Below are 20,789 nucleotides of genomic sequence, written 5' to 3' on the forward strand. Positions count from 1 at the left end.
AAAAAATCAATAGCCGATTATCTGATTTAGGCTCTTTTCTTCTTTGCTCCACCCTTTTTTAACGACTACGTCGAGCTTTAAAAAGACCTTTGTGTTGGTTAAATTTTGTATTAACTTTCTTGCAAAAATTCCTATTCGTTTAATAGTTTCACCATTTTTTCCAATGATCATACTTTTATGGATGTCACGCTCTGTGATGATGCTCGCATAAATTTCAGTTATACCTGTTTTTTCTTTTACGCTTTTTATGATCGCATCACTAAGATATGGTATCTCGTCGCTTAAATTTTCATAGATCGCTTCAAGTATAAATTCTCTAAAAATTTCCTTCTCGTTTGTCGGCGTAAGAAATTCTGGATCATAAAAGTACTCATGCTCTGGCAAAAGCTTGCAAATTTCATCAAGAAGCGGCTTTTTATATGTAGGCTGCTTGGTGCTAAAAGTAAGCAAAGCTGCAAATTTATCTTGAAATTTCTGATACTGAGTGATCTTTTCAAGCACTTTTGCATTTGAGCTCTCATCGACTTTTGTTAGCACTAAGATATGTGGTTTTTCGGGATTAAGAGCTAGAAATTTCTCATAGTCGCTTGTATCATCATGGATAGGTGCTAAAAATACGATGAGATCGCAGTCTCCCATCGATTTTATAGCTTGGCTGATTAACAGTTGATTTATCGCCTTGTTGCTCTCGTGAAGCCCTGGCGTGTCGGTGAAGATAATCTGATCTTCGCCGTTCATAACGATGCCATTTATCTTTCTGCGAGTTGCGTTTTGCTTGTGCGAGACAATGGCGATCTTTTCGTTTAATAAGGCATTTAAAAACGAGCTTTTGCCAGCATTTGTGCGTCCTATGATGCTAACAAAGCCTGATTTCAAAGTATATACCTCGCTAGATCTTGATCCTCAACCACGTCTTTTAGGCGCTCTTTTACAAGCTCTTTTGTCACGTTTATCTTCTCGCCGCTCTTTTCGCTAGCCTCAAAGCTGATATCTTCTATCACGCGCTCGATCACCGTATGAAGGCGTCTAGCACCGATATCTTCCATCTTTTCATTTGCCGCATGAGCGATCCTAGCTATCTCTTTTGTCGCTTCATCGTCAAATTCTAGCTCGACATTTTCGGTTGAAAGAAGTGCGATGTATTGCTTTAAAAGCGAATTTTTTGGCTGAGTTAAAATTTGATAAAGCGCGTCCTCATCAAGACTATCAAGCTCGACCCTTAGTGGAAAACGGCCTTGAAGCTCAGGGATGAGATCGCTTGGCTTGCTTATATGAAAGGCACCAGCTGCGATAAATAAAATGTGATCTGTCTTTAAATTTCCAAATTTAGTATTTACATTCGAGCCCTCAACGATAGGTAACAAGTCTCTTTGCACACCTTCTTTGCTAGGATCTTGCCTATTTGAGCTACCTGAGCCAACGGCTACCTTATCGATCTCGTCTATAAAGATGATGCCCTCGTTCTCAGCTCTTCTTAAAGCCTCTGTTTTTACGCTCTCAAGGTCTAAAATTTTATCATTTGCCTCGCTTTGAAGGGCTTTTTTAGCGTCTTTTACCTTCATCTCTTTTTTGATATTTTTGCCACCGATGCCAATTATCTTTATAAAGCTCTCTTGCATCTGCGCCATATCAGGTGGCACGTTTGAGCCAGCTTCAAGTGGGTTTTGCTGCACCTCTATCTCGATGCTTAGCTCATCAAGCTCGCCATTTCTTAGCCTATTTAGCATCTTGTCATAGCTCTTAGCGTATTCTGCTTGCTTCTCTTCACTTGCACCTTTTGGAAGTGGCGGAAGTAGCTTTGAGACGATCTTTTCTTCGATGTAGGCATTTATCTTGTCTTGATTTTTCTCGCTTTGCTCGTTTTTTACGAGATTATATGATGCCATTGCAAGGTCTCTTACCATGCTTTCAACGTCGCGACCAACAAAGCCAACCTCGGTATATTTGCTGGCCTCGACCTTTATAAAAGGTAGCCCCATCATCTTTGAAAGGCGCCTTGCGATCTCAGTTTTGCCAACGCCAGTTGAGCCGATCATCAAGATATTTTTTGGCATGATGTCATCTTGCAGGCTCTTTTCAAGCTTCATACGGCGGTAGCGGTTGCGAAGTGCGATCGCTATGATCTTTTTGGCGTCCTTTTGACCGATCACATAGTCATCTAAAAATTTAACAATTTCTCTTGGTGTTAAGTTCATTTTCTCTCTTATTCTAAAACATAAGTTTTGATGTTTGTATTTGTATAGATACAAATTTCGCCAGCTATCTTAAGGCTCTCTTTGACTAGCTCCTCTTCATCGATATCGGCAAATTTATCTAAGGCACGAGCCGCTGAAAGTGCGTAATTTCCGCCACTTCCGATAGCTGCTATCTTGCCATCTTCTGGCTCAACAACATCACCTGTGCCACTAAGTAAGAAAATTTTATCCCTATCAAGCACAAGCATCATCGCCTCAAGCTTTCTTAGATACTTGTCTTTGCGCCACTCTTTGCTAAATTCTATCACCGCCTTTAGCAAATCACCCTTTGTATGCTCTAAATTTTTCTCAAACATATCAAAGAGGTTAAACGCGTCAGCGGTGCTACCAGCAAAGCCAGCCAGGACTTTGCCGTTGTGAATTTTGCGGATTTTTACGGCGTTGCCCTTTAAGACGGTGTTGCCAAAGCTCACCTGTCCATCGCCGCCGATGACCGCTTTATTTTTGCCTTTGTAGGCTAAGATGGTTGTCGCATGAAACATCTACTCTCCTTGCACATCAACCTTTAAGGTCGCATTTATCGAGTGGCCAAGCTTTATAGAGACATCATAAAGACCAACTGCTTTTAGGTGAGTGTCCAGGTCGATAGCCTTTTTCTCAACTACCAAATGATGCGTCTTTTCAAGCTCTGCTGCGATCTCCTCTTTTGAAACTGAGCCAAAAAGAGAGCCATTTGCGCCAAGAGTTTTCTTGACGACGACTGTCACTTTTGCAAGCTCTTCTTTTAGTTTTTCTAAATTTGCGATCTCATATTTTAGCTCTTCAGCCTTTCTTTTTTGAGCTGCCTCGTATTGGCGAAGGACATCTGGAGTAGCTGCTTTTGCAAAGCCTTTGCCGATTAAGAAGTTGTTGCCGTAGCCATCTTTTACCTCTTTTATCTCGCCAGCTTTTCCAAGTCCTTTTACATCTTTTATTAATAATACTTTCATTTTTATCCTTTTAAATTTTATTTTTAGTCAAATTTTCGCCCATTTTTGCGTGCGATTATAAAGCGAAGTGCATTTAGCTTGATAAATCCAGCTGCATCTTTTTGATCATAAACGCTATCTTCTTCAAATGTGCAGTATGCCTCGCTAAATAGATTATCATCTTTGCTGTTTCTACCAAGGATAGTCACGTTGCCTTTATAAAGCTCAACTTTTACAGAGCCATTTACGTGCTCTTGGCTCTTGTCGATGAGCGCTTGGAGCATATTTCGCTCAGGTGACCACCAGTAGCCGTTATAAACTAGCTCGGCATATTTTGGCATGATCTCATCTTTTAAGTGAGCTGCACCGCGGTCAAGCGTGATGCTCTCGATCGCTCTGTGAGCTTTTAGCATTATCGTTCCACCCGGAGTTTCGTAGCAGCCGCGGCTCTTCATACCAACTGAGCGGTTTTCTACGATGTCAAGTCTGCCGATGCCATGTTTTGCGCCAAGGCGGTTTAGCTCGGTCAAAATTTCAGCTGGGCTCATTTTTTTGCCGTTTATGCTCACTGGATCGCCTTTTTCATAGCCTATCTCGATGATCTCACTCTCATCTGGGGCATCTTTTGGGCTTACTGTCCATCTCCACATATCATCTTCTGGTGCGTGGCTCGGGTCTTCAAGTACTAATCCTTCATAGCTTATATGAAGTAAATTTGCGTCCATTGAGTATGGGCTTTTGCCTGGTTTTTTGGTGATATCTATGCCGTTTTTCTCAGCATATGCTAAGAGCTTTTCGCGGCTGTTTAGATCCCATTCGCGCCATGGAGCGATAATAGTTAGATTATCGCCAAGCGCGTAGTAGCCAAGCTCAAAACGAACTTGGTCGTTGCCTTTGCCTGTTGCTCCGTGGCTCACGCCGTCAGCACCAACAAGTCTTGCGATCTCGCTTTGGCGTTTTGCTATTAGCGGGCGAGCGATTGATGTGCCAAGCAGATATTCGCCCTCATAGATGGCATTTGCTCTAAACATTGGAAATACATAATCACGTACAAATTCTTCTCTTAAATCTTCAATAAAAATATTTTCAGGTTTTACGCCAAGCGCTAGGGCTTTTTTGCGTGCAGGCTCTAGCTCTTCGCCTTGTCCGATATCAGCTGTAAATGTGACTACTTCGCATTTGTATTCGTCTTGAAGCCACTTTAAAATAATACTTGTGTCAAGTCCGCCTGAGTATGCTAAAACAACTTTTTTTACATCTTTTTTCATAGCTGTCCTTTTGTTGAAATGGTCGTATTTTAGCCTAAATTGATTAATCTTTAATAAATTAATCTATTAAATAATGTAAGTAAAATTTTATTTTTCTGATAGTTTTTGTCTGCGAAAATTACAAATTTTAGTTTAAGTGAGATTTACTTGCAAATTTTAAATTTACAAGCAAAGTGTTTTTCTAAACGCCTAGAAATTTAGCAAGGGCAAAATAAAATATAGCCGATGAGATAGCAGCTGCAGGAAGCGTGATGAGCCAAGCTAGGATGATAGGTCTTACCATTTTCCAGTTTGCATTTTTATTTACGATGCCAATGCCCAAAACAGCGCCTATTAGGATATGCGTTGAGCTAACTGGTATGCCAAGCTTTGTTGCTAGAAGTATGACGATACTTGAGGCAAGCTCCGCGCTAAAGCCAGTCGTCGGCAAAATTTCAGCTAGTTTTGAGCCAATAGTTGTGATCACTTCTTTGCCTAAAAACCAGAGTCCAACAACAAGTGAGATGCCAAAGGTTACCATTGCGATGCTTGGTATGGGTGAGCTTTCGTTTATAGAGCCAGTTTTTAGCACGTCAAGCACGGCTGCAAATGGTCCAACTGCGTTTGCGATATCGTTTGCGCCATGTGAAAAAGCAAAAGATGAAGCGGTAAAAATTTGAAACCATGAGAAAATTCTATTGATGCTCTTTTCGCTATCGTTTTTGCTCATGACGTTTATGATAGCAAGGCTTGCAAGATACGCTAGAGCGCCGATGACGAAGATGATCCAGACTGTTTGGATGATGCTAAAGGCTAAATTTATATGCTCAAGCCCTTTAAAAAGCATCATTGATGAGATAACCATCGCGGCAAATCCAGCGATGATAGGTATGTGCTTTTTCATAGCCTTAAAAGTATCTATCTCTTTTTCGCTATCTTTCATAATGCGAATTTTTGAGCGGTACTCGCTGTATTCAGTAGTTTCGATCTCGTCCTCATCGATAACTGCAATCTTTGAAAGAGTGGCTATCTGCTCCTCAGCTGGCTTTGTTTTGAGCGCTTTTATAAAGCTTTCTTTATAGGCTTTTCTCTCAGCTTTTAGCGCTTTTAAATTTGTCTTTAGCTCGTGTGTTGGCTCGATTATTTTGCTCTTTACGTAGCCAAATATAATATAAGACATCACGCCACCAAGCAGTGGCGAGATGACCCAGCTAACGGCGATCCTGCCGATCTCACCCCAAGAGACCATATTAAGTGGCTCAGGATCTTTTATCATAAATCCCATAGCAAGTCCTGCGCCAATGATGCCACCAACGATCGAGTGAGTTGTTGAGACTGGCAAACCCTTTTTAGACGCATAAAATAGCCAAAGACCAGAGCTTAGAAGGGCCGAGATCATAATGATGACAAATTTCATCGGGTTTATGTCGCTTGGAAATTTCACGATCTCGTTTCTAATGGTATTTGTAACCTCAGATCCTGCGAATATCGCACCGCTAAGCTCAAAAATGGCGGCGATAACGAGAGCTTGTTTTAGTGTGAGTGTTTTTGCGCCGACGCTTGTGCCAAAGCTATTTGCAACGTCATTTCCGCCGATATTAAACGCCATAAAAAGACCAAACATACCAGCGATTAAGAATAAAAAGTAGTTATTTGTCGGTATGTATTGATAGCCCCAAACGAAAAATCCAACGCTGCAAATCGCAAAAATAACTAACGCCAAGAAGTTATCTCGAAGCAATCAAGCCCCCTTGTAAGAGTTTTTAGCAAAATTATATCTTGAAAATTATTAAAGTTTTTAGAATTTTCTCACTTTAAATGATACTAAATTATCATATGTTAGAATTTGGCAAAAATATTAAGGATAAATTTTGGTTATAGCGATCGATCTTGGCTCAAACACCTTTCGCGTGGCACTTATAAAAAAGGTGCAAAAGGGCTTTAGCAACGAGCAAATTTATGAAAAGATAGTTGGAGCTGCAAGGGGCTTAAACGAAAGTGGCAAGATAGGCTTGGAGGCTAAAAATAGGCTTTTTGAAGCGATAGCTGAAGCTAAAAGCAAATTTGACTTTACTAAATTTAAATGCGTGGCAGTCGCGACTGAGGCCTTTAGAGTGGCATCAAATAGCGAAGAAATTTTTAGTGAGATAAGAGAGAAATTTGGCATAAATTTTCATATCATTGATGGGCAAGCTGAAGCAAAACTTACATTTTTAGGCGTGCAAAATGCATTAAAAAAGCTTGGCATAAATGATAAATTTAGCCTGATCGACATCGGTGGTGCAAGCTCCGAGATAGGCGAAGAGGGAAAATTTATAAGCTTTAAATTTGGCATCATCACCTTTTACGAGAGGTTTAAAACGCTTGATCTGATGCAAGAAAATGCAAAAATTTATACAAAAGAGGCAAGGGAATTTTTAACAAGCCTTGACAATAGACTTATCGTGCTAACTTCTGGCGTGCCGACCACTATCGCAGCACTAAAGCTTGGGTTAAACTACGAGAGCTATGATCCAAAAAAAGTGAGTGGATATGAGCTTAAAAATGACGATCTTGTTCGGTTTATAAATGAGCTTTTAAAGATGGATGAAAAAAGCGCTGACGTGGCGGTTGGAATAAGTAGAAAGTATCCGCTCATCGCTGGGACACTGCTCTTAAAAGAGATACTAAACGGGCAAGAAGCGAAATTTATAGTTATCGACGATGGGCTTAGAGAGGGCGTTGGAGCTGCTTATTTAAAAGGCATATTTCAAGAAATTATCACAAAATTTTAGTTATGATTTCAAAAATTTAAAGGAGAAAAAATGAGTATAAGAGAGCAAATTTTAGCTGATATAAAAGAGGCTATGAAGGCAAAAGATGAGTTTAAAAGGGACACTTTAAGAACACTAAATGCAGCACTTAAGCAAGTCGAAGTCGATCAAAGGATCGAGATGACCGACGAGGTCGTGCTTCCGCTACTTCAAAAAGAGATCAAAAAGAGGGCTGACTCGGTTGAGCTCTATCTAAAGGGAGCAAGAGAGGATCTAGCCAAAAAAGAGCAAAGCGAGATCGAGCTTATCAAAGCATATCTGCCAGCTCAGCTAAGTAATGATGAGCTAAAAGAGAAGATCAAAAGTATCATCGAAAAGGTTGGTAAAAATTTAGGTGCTGTAATGAAAATGGCAAAAGATGAGATCGGAGCGAGCGCTGAAGCAAAACGCATAAGCATGATCGCAAAAGAGCTTTTGGGTTAAAAACAGATAAACCCATGCAAATTTTCGCATGGGTTTTAAAAGCTATAGTTAAATTTTAAATGCTATAAAAGCATTTCATTTATTTTTAAATTTTTAAAAAGCTACTTTGAAAAATAAAATAAATTTACATATTTTTTTTAAAAAACCTTGACAAATGGCATTAAAGTCTATATAATTACAACTCTTAAAAACATTGGGGTATCGCCAAGCGGTAAGGCAACTGGTTTTGGTCCAGTCATTCAGAGGTTCGAATCCTCTTACCCCATCCACACTTTAAAATCCCAAATAACTCTTATCGCGGAGTAGAGCAGTGGTAGCTCGTCGGGCTCATAACCCGAAGGTCGGCGGTTCAAATCCGTCCTCCGCAACCAAATACCAAGTACTTTTACCACCTTTTAACTAAACACCAACTCCCATACCATCACGTATATCATCAACATTTAGATGCACGTAATGCAGGCTACTTTTAATATCCGTGTGACCCATAAAAGCCATCAGTTTATGAGCATTAAATCCCTTCAAACTCACTAACCTAGAAGCCACTGTATGGCGTAATACGTAAAGTCCGTGAGTATTGCTAGTCCCTAAATATCCAAGATGGTTTCTCACAGCCCACCACATACGATTTGCACTATCGTGATTTAGGTGAGTTATAGGACACTTATCTAGGGGTAAGTCTTTGCAGTTATCATAAAGCTAATTTAAGGTATCAAATTTATTTCAGCAGTGAGGCATTACTTTTTGCAGTTATAATAAAGCTCATTAAGGCATTAAATAGCGTGTATGTGAGGTGCGCCACTATTTTTACTCTAAAGAGTTTAAATATTTCTAATTATGTTTTTTGCTGTTTCAAAATTTCATTTTAAAATTTTTAACGATAATTTTAATTTGTAAAATTTCATTAACCATCAAATTTAGTAGATAAATTTAAATTAACACAAGGCTTTTTATATCTTATCCGCGACACATCTAGCAAGTTCATCTTCATTATCGCCCAGATATTCATCACTCCAAAAATCAATCTTCAAAATTTTTCCTAATTCCTTTGAATTTTGCAAATCATCCAGCCAACGACCATCTATATAATCAACCTTTTTAACTTCTGAGAGTAGAATTTTTTGCGTTTTTAGCTCGTAAGTTTTTCTAATCAATATTGCATCATAATCATCCTTTTCTTGCGCATCATCAAAAGATCTGTACTTTTCTATACACTCTTCGTATCTCTTATACTCTTCATTGCCCTGGTATAGCAAATTTGCACTTTTTTCTAGCTTATGATTTATAAAGTCCATTTGCACTATATGCTTTGGTTTAGGACCATTATTATCACTACTAAAATACTTTATAAGTTTAAAATCTTTTCCATCTAATGCAAAAACATACCCCCAGTATCCATACCTGCCATGGCCATATAAAAATTTTAGTTCGTTATTTTCTATCTCTACTGCAAGCTCTGGTGGATAATAAACGCCACCATCTTCATTTGGGCTCTCAAAGATATCTCGCTTAGTTACTACGGCCTCATATTTATCACCATTTGAGAGCAAGATCACGATACCACGACGATTTTTATTTACTATTTGACACCATTTGTCGTCTTTAGTACTCTCGTCGCAACCTTCACTAAAAGGTAAAAATTTATCCTTAAATGTTTCTTGAATTACCACAGCTACATCCTCTATGCCATCTTTATTTAGATCACCTTTAATGGCATCATATAGCTCGGTTTGTTTTGGCAATGATGCTTTTACAGCCGCTAGCATCTTACCATCTAGCTTGGATAAATTCTCTATTTCATATTCATCGCCAGAAAAAGGTATGCTCATCTGCTTTAGAGTTTTTAGCATAGATGTTGAGTTTTTCTCTACAATACTCGTATTAAGATCTTTAGCAAAACAGAAATTTAGCATAAAAAGAATACAAAAGATAGCTCCAAATTTAAACATTTTTACTCCTTTATCTTTACATTGCTATATAAATTCAGACCAAAATTTCTCTTTGGCCTTTTGCATTGACTGGGCTTAAAACGCCCATTTTCTCCATCTGTTCGATTATATTTGCAGCTTTGTTGTAGCCTATTTTTAGGCGTCTTTGTAAGTAGCTGATCGAGGTTTTTTGCTCGCTTAAAATGATCTCTTTTGCCTCTTCATAAAGCTCATCAAGCTCTTCTTCACCTAGCGCACCAGCAGCCAAGCCTGCGCTAGAGCCCTCTTCTGCTAGAAATTTCTCATCATAGATCACATCTTGTTGCTCTTTTAAGAAATTTACGATCATCTCGATCTCTTTTTCACTAGCAAATGGCGCATGCAGCCTGATCACTCCAGGGCTTCCAGGAGGCGTAAATAACATGTCTCCTCGTCCTAGCAAGCTCTCAGCTCCCATTTGATCAAGGATGACCTTACTATCGATCCTTTGCCCTACTCTATAGCTTATCCTGCTTGGTAAATTTGCCTTTATAAGGCCAGTCACGACGTCGACACTTGGACGCTGGGTAGCCACTATCAAGTGTATGCCACTAGCCCTTGCCATCTGTGCTAGACGGCCTATGTAAAGCTCCACATCTTTGCCGCTAGTCATCATAAGATCGGCTAGCTCATCGATGATCACGACGATGTATGGAAACTGCTCGCCGCCCTCGCTCTTCATCTTTTCGTTGTAGCTCTCTATATTTTTTGTGCGAGTTTGGCTCATTATCTTGTATCTTCGCTCCATCTCAGCGACCATGTTTGAAAGCGCTGTGATCGCCTTTTTAGCCTCTGTGATAACAGGCGTCAAAAGGTGTGGGATGTCGTTATATATGCTAAACTCAAGCATCTTTGGATCGATCATCATTAGGCGCAAAGTTTGTGGGCTGTTTCTATAAAGCAAGCTTAAAAGCATCGCGTTTATACCCACACTCTTGCCTGATCCAGTTGTACCTGCGATTAGCAAATGTGGGAGCTTTTTAAGGTCAGTAACAAAAGGGGCGCCCACGATATCCTTGCCAAGAGCCATGGTTAGCGGACTGCTCGCGTTTTTAAAGACTTCGCTTTCTAAAATTTCTTTTAGATAGATCGTCTCTAAATTTTGATTTGGCACCTCGATACCAACGACGTCTTTGCCAGGGATTGGCGCTTGGATACGGATAGTTTGGGCCTTTAGCGCCATCGCTAGGTCATCTTGTAAAGTGAGAATTTTACTCACCTTGATGTGTGGGGCTGGGCGAAACTCAAATGTCGTGACGATAGGGCCAGTATAAGTTCGCACCACGTCGCCATCTATCTTAAATTTACGCAGTTTATCGAGTAAATTTGAAATTTGCTGGTCGATCTCCGCCTCATTTATATTGTGCGAGCGCTTTGGCGGGTCGTTTAGAAATTTAAGCGGTGGCAAGACAAAGTCTTTTGGTTTTTCGACCTTGCCGCGCTCTATCTGATCAAGAAGTTTTTTATTTTCAGCCACTTCATTTAAAATTTCAACCCCACTTATAGTTGCAGGTCTGCTCTCTTGTGCCGGCTCCATCTCTTGCTCTGGCTCACTCTCTAAATTTGGCTCATCATCATTTAGTACCTGAGCATCTATAAGCTCTTCTTCTCTTATCTCTTCGGCTTTTGGCTTTTTGCGCTCTATCTTTGGTATCTGCCTTGCCCTTACCTCTTTTACGCCTCTGCTTTTTTCTTCATAGCTATTTGGCTCTTTATCTACAAAAGCCTTTCTTAAAACGATGACAAAATTTTCTCTAAAAGCAAGCCCAAGAGAGATGATAAATATCATAAGTATAGCAACAGCAGTGCCGATAGCGCCGATGACTTCTTTTAGCGCTGAGACTATAAAACCACCTATCACGCCGCTATTTGCTCCAGAAGTGGTTAGCGCTTGAAACATCAAAAATGCAATAAAAAATAGAAAAACCCCAACCACAAACTGGGCAAAATCAAAGTCAAATTTCTTAAAATTTTTATATACAAAATAGCCTAGAACGATAAGTAAAAATGGATAAACATAGGCGATAAGTCCAAAATATTTAATGTTAAAAACGCCAAGGCTTTGTCCAAGCAAGCCTACAAAATCAGCAGTCGGAGCAGCCGTAGCGATACCAAAATATATAAAAAAACAAACAAAAATAGTAAATAATATATGTCTTAAAATTTTAGATCCTTTTGTTAAAAAGGCTTATTATAGCACGCTTGAGTTTAATTTTTAAAAAATCAGCAAGCTAGGCCTGCTGATTTATCATTTTAGTTTAGGTAGTTTAGCAAGCTTAGTTGATTTATTTTAGCGCTTGCTTGAAGAGTAGCTTGATATGAGAGTGAAAGCTGTGTAAATTTAAGGTATGACTCTGCATAGTCTGCGTCTATAACGTCATTTTTAACAGTTAGTACATTTACTTTCATGACCTCTGCACGCTGATTTGTCGCCGTTAGAAGCTTTGTTTGTGAGCCTATCTTTGTAAGCTCTTTATTTGCATGATCTACCAAGTGATCTAGCCTTTTTAAAGCGCCTTGCATGCCGGTATTTCGTGGGTCGTGATTGTTAGCGTCTGCTCTATAGTAGCCATTTCTAACGGCAAATATCATATCATCAAGGTCTTGAAAGACACTTGTGCTTGGCTCATCGATAGTTAAAGCATTATTTTCGTTAAAGCTAAATACTGAGCCCTTACCTTGAGCGTGACCAGCAGCACCAGCGGTGTTCATGCCAGTGCTATCTCCGTCAAATATATCTCCATTTTTCGCATCATACATAGTAAGCTCTATATTTGTGACAGATTTTGTCTTGTCAGTTAGTACCATCCTGCCACGATCGTCTAAATTTACCTCTACTGCGCCTTTAGTCTTTGACAAAGCGTCTTTATAGGCGTTGTAGTTTTGATCTCTTCTTACCTTTTCGATATCTGTATCAAAGTTTGCATTTTCTACGTTTTGAGGATCAGGGATATTATCGCTTGCAGCCATTGCTACGATATCCATTAGCTGACGATATGTAAAGTCACTTGCATATGTTCTGTAGCTACCAAACTCATCTGAGTTATAGACGGTCAAATTTCTAGTTGGTGAAACCACGCCAGCAGCAGTTGTAGATGTTATTTGAAACTGCACTGGGGTATTTACTCCACCTGCTTCACCCATTTTTACTTTGATGTCATACATTGTGCCAGTGATTGATTTTACTTGAAGACCTATCTCTTGATTATCTATATTGTAAAGCTCTCTCTTTCTTGCATCAACATCTTTTGGGTATAAATTTCTATTGTAACTCTCTTTTGTACCAGAAACCTCGCTTAGCTTTGTCTGATCGGTTGCAAACTCGCCTGTTCTTCTAGCAACTTGTGGTAAATTTGCGATTAGCTCATTATCCTTTCGCTCAAATCTAACCTTGTCATAGTCAAATGCGTTTGTTAAATTTCCATCTTTATCAAGATATTTGCTCTTTGTAAATTCAGTTATATGAACCGTTTTTGGCACAGCATTTGCCATATTTTCAAGACTTTGTAGCGAATTTATCGTATCAAGTGTATTATTTGGAGCTATCGCACCACGATTTGCCGCCACAGAAGTAGCTGCAACCATGTGAAAGTCTATCGTTTGATTGCCTTTTGTGAGGTCTTTTATGTTAAATTGTCCGTCGTTATTTATGCTTACATCAACAACTTTTGTCGTCTTTGTGTTGCCAAATTCCATACCGATCTTCTCCATCAAACCAGCCATTGACGTATCAGCACTCATCTTAAATTTACTTGTAAATGTCGTGCCGTCTGGCTTTTTACCCTGCATAAAAAAGTATGTGTCAGGGAAATTTACATTTGAAGTATCCAAAAAGTCATAATCTGGCTCGATCGTGCCTTTATAAGAGCCGTCACTTCCAACAACTGAGTCGCTAGCGTAGTTTAGACCGATCATATTTTTTATCTTACTATTTTCGTCAAGATATTTTGGCGCATAGGAGATGTCGGTTCTAGTTTGATCAGCTAGCATCACGTTTGTTGTTAAAATTTTGTTGTAGTCGCCATCTTTTCCTAAAAATAGATCAAATCCCGGGATATTGTAAGGAAGCTCTACCTGCGCGCCAGCTGAAGTTTTCATATAGTCGCGGTTGCCTTGATATTTACCTGAGCCATCGATCGGCTTAGTATCTACAGCACTACCTGAGAATAAAAACTGCCCATTTATAGAGGTATTTGCGATATTTACAAGGTGGTTTTTGATGCCCTGAAGGTCGTTTGCCAAAGCTTCAAGAGATGTTGTGCTATGCACGTCACTGGCTGCTTGAACGACTTTTGTTTTAAAATTTTCAAGCTGTTTTTCAAATTCTTTCAGCGCATTGTCCGTGTTTTTTGCAAAATTTACTGATTTACCAGTAGCATCTGCCACTTGAGTGAGAGTGGTCGCTTCATAATCAAGCCTCATAGCATCGTTATAAACCGCAGCACCGTCGTATGGATCTTGGATTTTAAGTCCGTTTGAGAGCTGCTGGTAGCTTTTATTTACGCCAACCATATTTTTTTGATAGTCGTGCAAAGTCTGACTAAAACGTAGTTGATTTGTAATTCTCATAATTTTTCCCTAAATTTTTATTCACTCTAAGCAAGATTAATTCCGCTTTGTGATATATCGGTGAAAATTTGATTTTTTTTAGTGCAAAAAAGTTTTATTGTATAATCTGCCAAAATTTACATATATAAAATAGGAAAGAAAATGGCGTTAAAAATCCTCTTCTCACCAAGCGAAAGCAAAATTTCTCTAAACACAAGCGATAAATTTGATGGTAAAAATTTAATATTTTCTCAGCTTTTTGACAAAAGGGCTAAAATTTTAAAAAGATATGATGAGTTTTTAAAAAGTGCAAATTTAGACGAGATAAAAAAGCTTTTTGGACTAAAAGAGCTTGAGGATAGCGAGCAACTGCGAGAAAGCCTATCTAAAAAAGGTAGCATAAAAGCTATCTTAAGATATGACGGAGTTGCCTATAAGCACCTAAACTACCGCGGACTAAGCAACGACGCTCAAAAATATATAGATAATAATGTTTTGATATTTTCAAATTTATTTGGGCCTATTTTGGCAAAAGACGAGATAGCTGAGTACAAACTAAAGCAAGGCGAAAAGTTAGCTGGCTTTGATATTTGTAAATTTTATGAGCAAAATTTTAGCAAGGCAATCGATAGCTTTTTAGAAAATGATGAAATTTTAGATCTTAGAGCTAAATTTTATGAGAAATTTTATGTGGCAAAAAAAGAATTTACGACATTTTGCTTTTTGAAAAACAAAAAGATATTAAGCCACCATGCAAAAGCATATAGAGGTGAGGTTTTGCGCCAGATCGCAAATGCTAAAGTGACAAACAAAGATGAGCTAATGGCTCTAAATTTTGAAAATTTAAAGCTTGTAGATATGAAAAAGATAGGGCTAAAAAACGAGCTTACGTTTGAAATTTGTGAGTGAAAGTTCAAATTTTGGTCTTTTTTACTAAAAAAATGCAAAAAAAGAGCTAAATTTAGGGAAAAAGTATTGTATTTTTTTTTAAAAGAGTGTAGAATTGCCGCATAACTTCTTAAAAGGATGGTTCATGAAAAAAGCTGAATTTATTCAAGCGGTTGCCGACAAGGCTGGTCTTTCGAAAAAAGATACTCTAAAAGTTGTTGATGCTACTTTGGAGATAATCCAAGCGGTTCTTGAAAAAGGCGATACAATTAGCTTTATAGGCTTTGGTACTTTCGGTACTGCTGACAGAGCTGCAAGGAAAGCTAGAGTTCCTGGAACTAAGAAAGTAATCGACGTTCCTGCTAGCAAAGCAGTCAAATTCAAAGTTGGCAAAAAACTTAAAGAAGCAGTTGCTGCTGGCGCTGCTAAAAAAGGTAAAAAGAAATAATTTTCTTTTTCGGGGAGCAAGTCTCCCCTTTTTCTTTCTTCTCACAAATTTAAAAACTCAATCTTAACTTAGCCCGAGTGGTGAAACTGGTAGACGCGTCAGACTCAAAATCTGATAAGGGCAACCTTGTGTCGGTTCGAGTCCGACCTCGGGCACCATTATAAGCTTAAACATTTTATAAATTTAACCGATATTAAGTGCAACATCTTTAAAAGGATTTTAGATGAATGTTGCACTGCAAAAATATGATTTTATAAATTTAGATGATTTGCAAAATCTCTCCAAAAGATTTTCAAATCATGGCGATCAAAATAGCTCAAAAGTAAATTTAAGCCAGTTTAACGAGCTTTATGAAGCAAATAAAACAGATACCATCTACATAACTGAGGCTGATATCAAAGAATACAACAAACATCTAGCAATACAAAAAGCAAAAGAAATTTTAAAAGATTACTCGCAAAATTTAATAATTAGCAACAATAAAATTTACTCAGACGAACCTTCTAATGGCTTTAGCAAAAACACCTACTTTAAAAATATAAATGTCACAGATGATGCCGCCATGCTACCTGTCTTAAAAAGTGGCTACTTAGAAAATACGAAATTTAAAAATTTAAACGACTATGCTCACTCAAACACTCTAAAGACAAATTATGGCGAAGTTGAAGTTTTTCTTGACCTTTATGGCGATAACGATGAGTTGGGCGTTGGAAAGCTAGAAAACAACAGCGCACTTTTTAGCTTTGATAGCAATAATGACGGCACGCTAGATCAAAAAGATATGCTCTTTGACAAGCTAAAAGTAAGAGGATACGACAAAGACGGAAATGAAAAAATAGCAAATTTAAGTGACGTCACGACTAGAGTTGATCTTAGGCAGTTTATCAGCACAAATGTCATAAATCACAATCAAATAACAAGAGAAGAGCTAAACCATAAAGCAATAATCACAAATAGTCCCGATCTTTACGTAGATACAAAAGAGATCGATCACAGGCACTCCTACTACGCCTCAGATCCAAATACCTTGTTTGCTGCCGAAAATAGATATGAAAAGATAGGCAAAAATGATATAAATAATTTCTTTAAAAAATATGCTCAAAATGACGGTTGGGTCGATCTAAGGCACAATAATATCTTTGGCAAGGATAGCTCTTTTAAAAATTTTGCTTACACAAAAATAGGCTTTGATGAGAGCGCAAGACTAAGCGAGTTTAATCCTATTGTTGAGCCAAGCAAAGAGCATAAACAAGATGAAAATTTCTCATATACAAAATTTCAAAAAGATAGTTTTATGAAATTTTATAATGACTACAACGCTGAGCTTGATGCGCATAAAAAGATGATAGAAAATCTTAGCGCTAATTTAAAGAAATTTGACGAAAATGCGGACGCTTACATATCAAAGCTTGAAGATACAAAATCCGCCAAAATGATCGCAATGGAAAATGAATTTAAGCAAGTAACTGGGCTTGATTTTAGCATCTCAAATCTAAAAAAGGTAAAAAAGGCTTTTAGCACAAATGAAGCCACAGCTGCCACTGCACTGCGAGATAGCGATAGCGTCATAGCTATGAAACTAAATCAAGATGGCACGATAAGACTAAAATTTGATAGCGGCAGAGAGCTAGACGTAAATGGGCTTTACAATGACACTGGTAAGCTAAATACGCCAAGCGAGCTAAAAACTAGCGTAAATTTAGAGGCAAAAAAGATGGACAATGCGCAGCTAAATAGCCTAAATTTCAATGATATCGGCGTCATGCAAAATGGCAAGATCACAAGCCTAAAAGATGCTGGAGCGATCGCTATCATCAACCTATCAAATAAATTTGAGAGCAAATTTTTAATCAGCCTAAATAGCGGCAAAAGCATATCTGCAAAAGAAATTTATAATATCAGCTATCTTGAAAATGATCTAAAAAGTAAAGAAAAGATAGATGAAAGGGATAAATTTTACAAAAAGGTTGATACTAGGGTTTAAATTTGAGGGTAAAATCCAAAAAAGTTTATTGTAATTTAATCTTTTGGGGCATATAATCAATTTTTTGTAAATTCCAAACTTAAAAGAGACTGCTATGAATTTCACACCACTTTTTGCAATATTTTTTATAATCGCAACTGGTTTTTTTGCTAAAAAAGTCGGCATTGTTGAGCAAAAACACTCGATCCCATTTGTGGATTTTGTCCTTTGTTTTGCAATGCCTGCGCTAATCTTTGACAAAATTTACCACGTAAATGTCGATGCCTCGCTTATAAACACGATCCTTATCGGCTTTGCCTCAACCGCCATTAGCGCCGCTTTGGCATTTGTCATAGGCAGGGTTTTTAAATTTACCAAAATAACAACAGTTAGTATGGTCATGCTAAGCCTTTTTGGTAATACCCTATTTGTCGGTATGCCTGTCATTCAGGGCTTCTTTGGCGATGCGATGGTAAATGAGGTCATCTTTTACGACCAGATAGCCACTGGTATTCCACTTTCGATCCTTGGACCACTCATCCTATCTTTTGCCGCGCCTGAAAAGGTTTCGCTATTTCAAAATACAATGAAAATTTTAAAATTTCCACCATTTATAGCGCTTATTATGGGTCTTATCTTAAAAGAAGTCCCGCTTCCAGATTTTATCTTTGCGCCACTTAGGATGTTTGAAGGTAGCGTCACTCCGGTTGCACTTTTTGCGATCGGCGTTGGTCTTAACTTTAGCAGTATCACAAGCTCATATAAAGGCGTTAGCGTCGTGCTTTTGTGCAAGATGATCTTGCCAGCTATCGTATTTTTCATAATATTAAAAGTCTCAGGTATCCAGATGAGTAAAACTTGGGTCGTTGGTCTCTTTCAATGTGCGATGCCAACATCAGCCCTAGCAAGTGCGATGGTCATAAAAGCTGGACTTGATAGCTCGCTAGCCATCTCATCAGTAGCCATAGGCGTGCTTTTTTCATTTATCACGCTTCCAGTTATCTATTTTGTATTTGCGTAAATTCACACTTATTTCACACTAAGTGACTACAATTGCAACATAATTTAATTTAAAGGAGACTTTATGAAAAAGTTAATCTTAGTTGCACTTGGTGCTATGTTTATGTTTGGCGGTCTTGCAAATGCTACTGAAATGATGCAAAAGGACAAGATGGGCAAAGATGAGATGATGAAGAAAGAGCAGATGATGAAAGATGATATGTCTAAAAAACATCCTGTCAAAAAACACGAAGCTAAAAAAGAAGACATGGGCATGAAAGACGAAATGAAAAAAGATGACATGGGTATGAAAAAAGACGACATGGGCATGAAAGACGAAATGAAAAAAGATGACATGGGTATGAAAAAAGACGACATGGGCATGAAAGACGAAATGAAAAAAGGCATGTAAAGGCACTTGATGGTCAGAATTTTGCTTGTTGAAGATGATGAAACATTACTTGATCTAATAAGCGAGTATCTGGGCGAAAATGGTTACGATGTCACCACTACAAACAATGCCAAAGACGCACTAGATCTTGCATACGAGCGAAATTTTGACCTACTTATACTAGACGTCAAACTCCCGCAAGGCGACGGCTTCTCCCTACTTTCATCGCTACGTGAGCTTGGCGTCACAACACCTAGCATATTTACCACCTCGCTAAACACCATAGACGACCTTGAAAAAGGCTACAAAAGCGGCTGCGATGACTATCTAAAAAAGCCATTTGAGCTAAAAGAGCTACTTATCCGCATGCAAGCTCTCATAAAAAGAAATTTCTCACACCAAAACGGCGAAGATATCAAAATTTTAGATGATCTTTGCTTTCACCCACAGAGCAAAACTCTAAGTAAAAACGGCGAAAATGTAAATATCTCGAGCAAAGAGAGCGACCTGCTCGCCCTATTTTTGCAAAACAAGGGCAAAATTTTAACCAAAGATGAAATTTTTAATAAAATTTGGAAATTTGACGAGGAGCCAAGCGAGCTTAGCCTTCGTGTATATATCAAAAATTTACGCCAAATTTTAGGCAAAGATGCCATTTTAAACAAGCGTGGAGACGGCTACATCTATGTCTGAAAAGACGCAAATTTTATTTAAAATTTTATCCCTCTATCTTGTTAGCTCCGTGCTCTTTCTGGGCTATTTTTTCATAAATGACTATAAAAATAAAAAAAACGCGCTCATCTTAAACGAGGTCAAAATGCTAAAAGAGATAAAGATGGGCATTTACATGAAAGCTAGAATGAATGGACTTGACTCAATCTCAAGTCTAACAAAAGAAAAAGGCGTGAATGCTTGCATCGTGCTAAAAAATGATGAGAAAATTTACAAAGACTTTGACTGCCAAAAGATAGACAAAAGCAAAAATGTAAATTTGATCGGCGGTAAGGTCTCGATATTTGAAAAGATCCAATACATGGATGACAACGCCACAGACGAGCTATCGCACGCTGATATTTTTCTAGTTGGCAAAGATATCAAGGTTGAAATTTTATCTTTGCAAATTTCAACCACACTAAAGGCGCTCTTTTTCCTTTTCGCCCTGCTCTTCATCGCCTTTTACCTCGCAAAACTAAGCCTAAAGCCACTTTATAAAAAGATAGAGACGCTAAACCGCTTCATAAAAGACTCAACGCACGAGATAAACACGCCTCTAAGCGTCATTTCTATGAGCATAGAAACGGCCGATCGCAACAACCTAAATGAGCGAAATTTAAAGCGTTTTAACAACATCAGCCTTGCTGCAAAGAGCCTAGGTAGCATCTATGACGCGCTCGTTCATCTAAGCTTCAACCTAGATAAACCAAGCAAAAAAGAGCTAATCGATCTAAAATTACTAACCACGCAAAGGCTTAGCTACTTCTCGCCATTTTTTGCTAAACGCGGACTTAAGATAGAGGCTAGCCTAAAGCCAAGCTTCATAAACGCAGACCTTGAGGATGTGAGTAAAATTTTAGATAATCTCCTTAGCAACGCCTCCAAATACGCAGCGCCAAATTCAAAGGTTAGCATCGTTTTAGAGCCAAATTTCTTTAGCATAAGCAACACTGGACGCGGCATCAGTAAAGAGGACCAGATGAAAATTTTTGATCGCTACACGAGATTTAACGACGATCAAGGCGGCTTTGGCATAGGGTTAAATTTAGTCAAAGAGTGCTGCAAGAAAAATAACATCACCGTAAAATGCCAAAGCGAGCTTGATGGCGAGACTACGTTTTCACTCTCTTGGCAGAGTTAAATTTAAAACCACCCTACTCTAAATAATAAAATTTATTAAAAAAGAGAATTTATATCCAAAATTTATTTTTGATAAATTTTATTAATA

17 protein-coding genes, 3 tRNA genes and 2 pseudogenes are annotated in these 20,789 nt (G+C 38.3%); 12 read left to right on the top strand and 10 right to left on the bottom strand.

Annotated elements, in window-relative coordinates; genetic code table 11:
• Positions 1–6 precede the first annotated feature (6 nt).
• The 6 genes from era to F3G88_RS04030 all read right to left on the bottom strand — a co-directional run bounded on the left by era (position 7) and on the right by F3G88_RS04030 (position 6,151).
• Positions 7–876, bottom strand: a complete 870-nt coding sequence (gene era, locus F3G88_RS04005; RefSeq protein WP_021086219.1) for a GTPase Era — start codon at positions 874–876, stop codon at positions 7–9.
• Complete coding sequence (gene hslU, locus F3G88_RS04010; RefSeq protein WP_103574604.1) at positions 873–2,195, bottom strand: ATP-dependent protease ATPase subunit HslU; 1,323 nt, start codon at positions 2,193–2,195, stop codon at positions 873–875. The genes era and hslU overlap by 4 nt, the downstream gene beginning before the upstream one ends.
• Positions 2,196–2,203: 8 nt before the next feature.
• Positions 2,204–2,737, bottom strand: a complete 534-nt coding sequence (hslV, locus tag F3G88_RS04015) for an ATP-dependent protease subunit HslV (protein WP_002940451.1) — start codon at positions 2,735–2,737, stop codon at positions 2,204–2,206.
• Positions 2,738–3,184 carry a 50S ribosomal protein L9 gene (gene rplI / locus F3G88_RS04020; RefSeq protein WP_009293837.1) on the bottom strand — a complete coding sequence of 149 codons (447 nt, stop codon included), beginning with the start codon at positions 3,182–3,184 and terminating at the stop codon, positions 2,738–2,740. It abuts the gene before it with no gap.
• Positions 3,185–3,207: 23 nt separating this feature from the next.
• Positions 3,208–4,431, bottom strand: a complete 1,224-nt coding sequence (locus F3G88_RS04025) for an argininosuccinate synthase (protein ID WP_149715428.1) — start codon at positions 4,429–4,431, stop codon at positions 3,208–3,210.
• A gap of 181 nt (positions 4,432–4,612) precedes the next feature.
• Entirely contained in the window at positions 4,613–6,151 is a 1,539-nt protein-coding gene (locus F3G88_RS04030; RefSeq protein WP_149715429.1) for an inorganic phosphate transporter, read from the bottom strand.
• 130 nt (positions 6,152–6,281) lie between these two features.
• On the opposite strand from F3G88_RS04030, the gene F3G88_RS04035 reads away from it, so the two are divergent.
• The 4 genes from F3G88_RS04035 to F3G88_RS04050 all read left to right on the top strand — a co-directional run bounded on the left by F3G88_RS04035 (position 6,282) and on the right by F3G88_RS04050 (position 8,017).
• Positions 6,282–7,184 (top strand): Ppx/GppA phosphatase family protein, encoded by a 903-nt coding sequence (locus tag F3G88_RS04035; RefSeq protein ID WP_103574602.1) that lies wholly within the window; start codon positions 6,282–6,284, stop codon positions 7,182–7,184.
• 30 nt (positions 7,185–7,214) lie between these two features.
• Entirely contained in the window at positions 7,215–7,646 is a 432-nt protein-coding gene (locus F3G88_RS04040; protein WP_103574601.1) for a GatB/YqeY domain-containing protein, read from the top strand.
• 194 nt (positions 7,647–7,840) lie between these two features.
• Positions 7,841–7,915, top strand: a tRNA-Gln gene (locus F3G88_RS04045).
• 27 nt (positions 7,916–7,942) lie between these two features.
• A tRNA-Met gene (locus tag F3G88_RS04050) sits at positions 7,943–8,017 on the top strand.
• Between the two features lie 576 nt (positions 8,018–8,593).
• Here F3G88_RS04050 and F3G88_RS04060 read toward each other — a convergent pair.
• From F3G88_RS04060 to F3G88_RS04070, 4 genes and pseudogenes are all read right to left on the bottom strand, one after another.
• Positions 8,594–9,592 (bottom strand): hypothetical protein, encoded by a 999-nt coding sequence (locus F3G88_RS04060; protein ID WP_103574600.1) that lies wholly within the window; start codon positions 9,590–9,592, stop codon positions 8,594–8,596.
• A gap of 34 nt (positions 9,593–9,626) precedes the next feature.
• Positions 9,627–11,090, bottom strand: a pseudogene (locus tag F3G88_RS04065) (DNA translocase FtsK); the annotation flags it as partial.
• A gap of 267 nt (positions 11,091–11,357) precedes the next feature.
• Positions 11,358–11,774, bottom strand: a pseudogene (locus F3G88_RS10715) (DNA translocase FtsK 4TM domain-containing protein); the annotation flags it as partial.
• An 89-nt stretch (positions 11,775–11,863) separates the two neighbouring features.
• Positions 11,864–14,179 (bottom strand): flagellin N-terminal helical domain-containing protein, encoded by a 2,316-nt coding sequence (locus F3G88_RS04070; RefSeq protein WP_149715431.1) that lies wholly within the window; start codon positions 14,177–14,179, stop codon positions 11,864–11,866.
• A 141-nt stretch (positions 14,180–14,320) separates the two neighbouring features.
• Here F3G88_RS04070 and F3G88_RS04075 point away from each other — a divergent pair, with 141 nt between their 5' ends.
• From F3G88_RS04075 to F3G88_RS04110, 8 genes are all read left to right on the top strand, one after another.
• Positions 14,321–15,067, top strand: coding sequence for a YaaA family protein (locus F3G88_RS04075; protein ID WP_148784640.1), 747 nt, complete (start codon positions 14,321–14,323; stop codon positions 15,065–15,067).
• Positions 15,068–15,191: 124 nt separating this feature from the next.
• Positions 15,192–15,494 (top strand): HU family DNA-binding protein, encoded by a 303-nt coding sequence (locus tag F3G88_RS04080; RefSeq protein WP_087584370.1) that lies wholly within the window; start codon positions 15,192–15,194, stop codon positions 15,492–15,494.
• A gap of 71 nt (positions 15,495–15,565) precedes the next feature.
• Positions 15,566–15,652: transfer RNA gene (locus F3G88_RS04085), tRNA-Leu, on the top strand.
• 65 nt (positions 15,653–15,717) lie between these two features.
• Positions 15,718–17,478: a response regulator gene (locus F3G88_RS04090; RefSeq protein WP_149715432.1), complete on the top strand. Its 1,761-nt coding sequence runs from the start codon at positions 15,718–15,720 to the stop codon at positions 17,476–17,478.
• Between the two features lie 94 nt (positions 17,479–17,572).
• Entirely contained in the window at positions 17,573–18,478 is a 906-nt protein-coding gene (locus F3G88_RS04095) for an AEC family transporter (RefSeq protein WP_021090876.1), read from the top strand.
• Between the two features lie 63 nt (positions 18,479–18,541).
• On the top strand, positions 18,542–18,868 hold the full coding sequence (locus tag F3G88_RS04100) for a hypothetical protein (protein WP_021085558.1): 327 nt from the start codon (positions 18,542–18,544) through the stop codon (positions 18,866–18,868).
• A gap of 9 nt (positions 18,869–18,877) precedes the next feature.
• Positions 18,878–19,540 (top strand): response regulator transcription factor, encoded by a 663-nt coding sequence (locus F3G88_RS04105; RefSeq protein WP_002940533.1) that lies wholly within the window; start codon positions 18,878–18,880, stop codon positions 19,538–19,540.
• A complete protein-coding gene (locus F3G88_RS04110) occupies positions 19,533–20,702 on the top strand; it encodes a sensor histidine kinase (RefSeq protein ID WP_002940530.1) in 1,170 nt (389 codons plus the stop codon). The genes F3G88_RS04105 and F3G88_RS04110 overlap by 8 nt, the downstream gene beginning before the upstream one ends.
• The last annotated feature ends 87 nt before the right edge of the window (positions 20,703–20,789 follow it).

The organism is Campylobacter concisus, from assembly GCF_902460675.1.
Taxonomy (GTDB): Bacteria; Campylobacterota; Campylobacteria; order Campylobacterales; family Campylobacteraceae; genus Campylobacter_A; species Campylobacter_A concisus_AJ.

Coding starts and splice junctions, on each gene's coding strand:
- F3G88_RS04070 (WP_149715431.1), bottom strand. CDS start 14,179: ATGAGAATTACAAATCAACTACGTTTTAGTCAGACTTTGCACGACTAT.
- F3G88_RS04095 (WP_021090876.1), top strand. CDS start 17,573: ATGAATTTCACACCACTTTTTGCAATATTTTTTATAATCGCAACTGGT.
- F3G88_RS04025 (WP_149715428.1), bottom strand. CDS start 4,431: ATGAAAAAAGATGTAAAAAAAGTTGTTTTAGCATACTCAGGCGGACTT.
- F3G88_RS04075 (WP_148784640.1), top strand. CDS start 14,321: ATGGCGTTAAAAATCCTCTTCTCACCAAGCGAAAGCAAAATTTCTCTA.
- F3G88_RS04040 (WP_103574601.1), top strand. CDS start 7,215: ATGAGTATAAGAGAGCAAATTTTAGCTGATATAAAAGAGGCTATGAAG.
- F3G88_RS04110 (WP_002940530.1), top strand. CDS start 19,533: ATGTCTGAAAAGACGCAAATTTTATTTAAAATTTTATCCCTCTATCTT.
- F3G88_RS04090 (WP_149715432.1), top strand. CDS start 15,718: ATGAATGTTGCACTGCAAAAATATGATTTTATAAATTTAGATGATTTG.
- hslV (WP_002940451.1), bottom strand. CDS start 2,737: ATGTTTCATGCGACAACCATCTTAGCCTACAAAGGCAAAAATAAAGCG.
- F3G88_RS04060 (WP_103574600.1), bottom strand. CDS start 9,592: ATGTTTAAATTTGGAGCTATCTTTTGTATTCTTTTTATGCTAAATTTC.
- F3G88_RS04105 (WP_002940533.1), top strand. CDS start 18,878: ATGGTCAGAATTTTGCTTGTTGAAGATGATGAAACATTACTTGATCTA.
- hslU (WP_103574604.1), bottom strand. CDS start 2,195: ATGAACTTAACACCAAGAGAAATTGTTAAATTTTTAGATGACTATGTG.
- rplI (WP_009293837.1), bottom strand. CDS start 3,184: ATGAAAGTATTATTAATAAAAGATGTAAAAGGACTTGGAAAAGCTGGC.
- F3G88_RS04100 (WP_021085558.1), top strand. CDS start 18,542: ATGAAAAAGTTAATCTTAGTTGCACTTGGTGCTATGTTTATGTTTGGC.
- F3G88_RS04080 (WP_087584370.1), top strand. CDS start 15,192: ATGAAAAAAGCTGAATTTATTCAAGCGGTTGCCGACAAGGCTGGTCTT.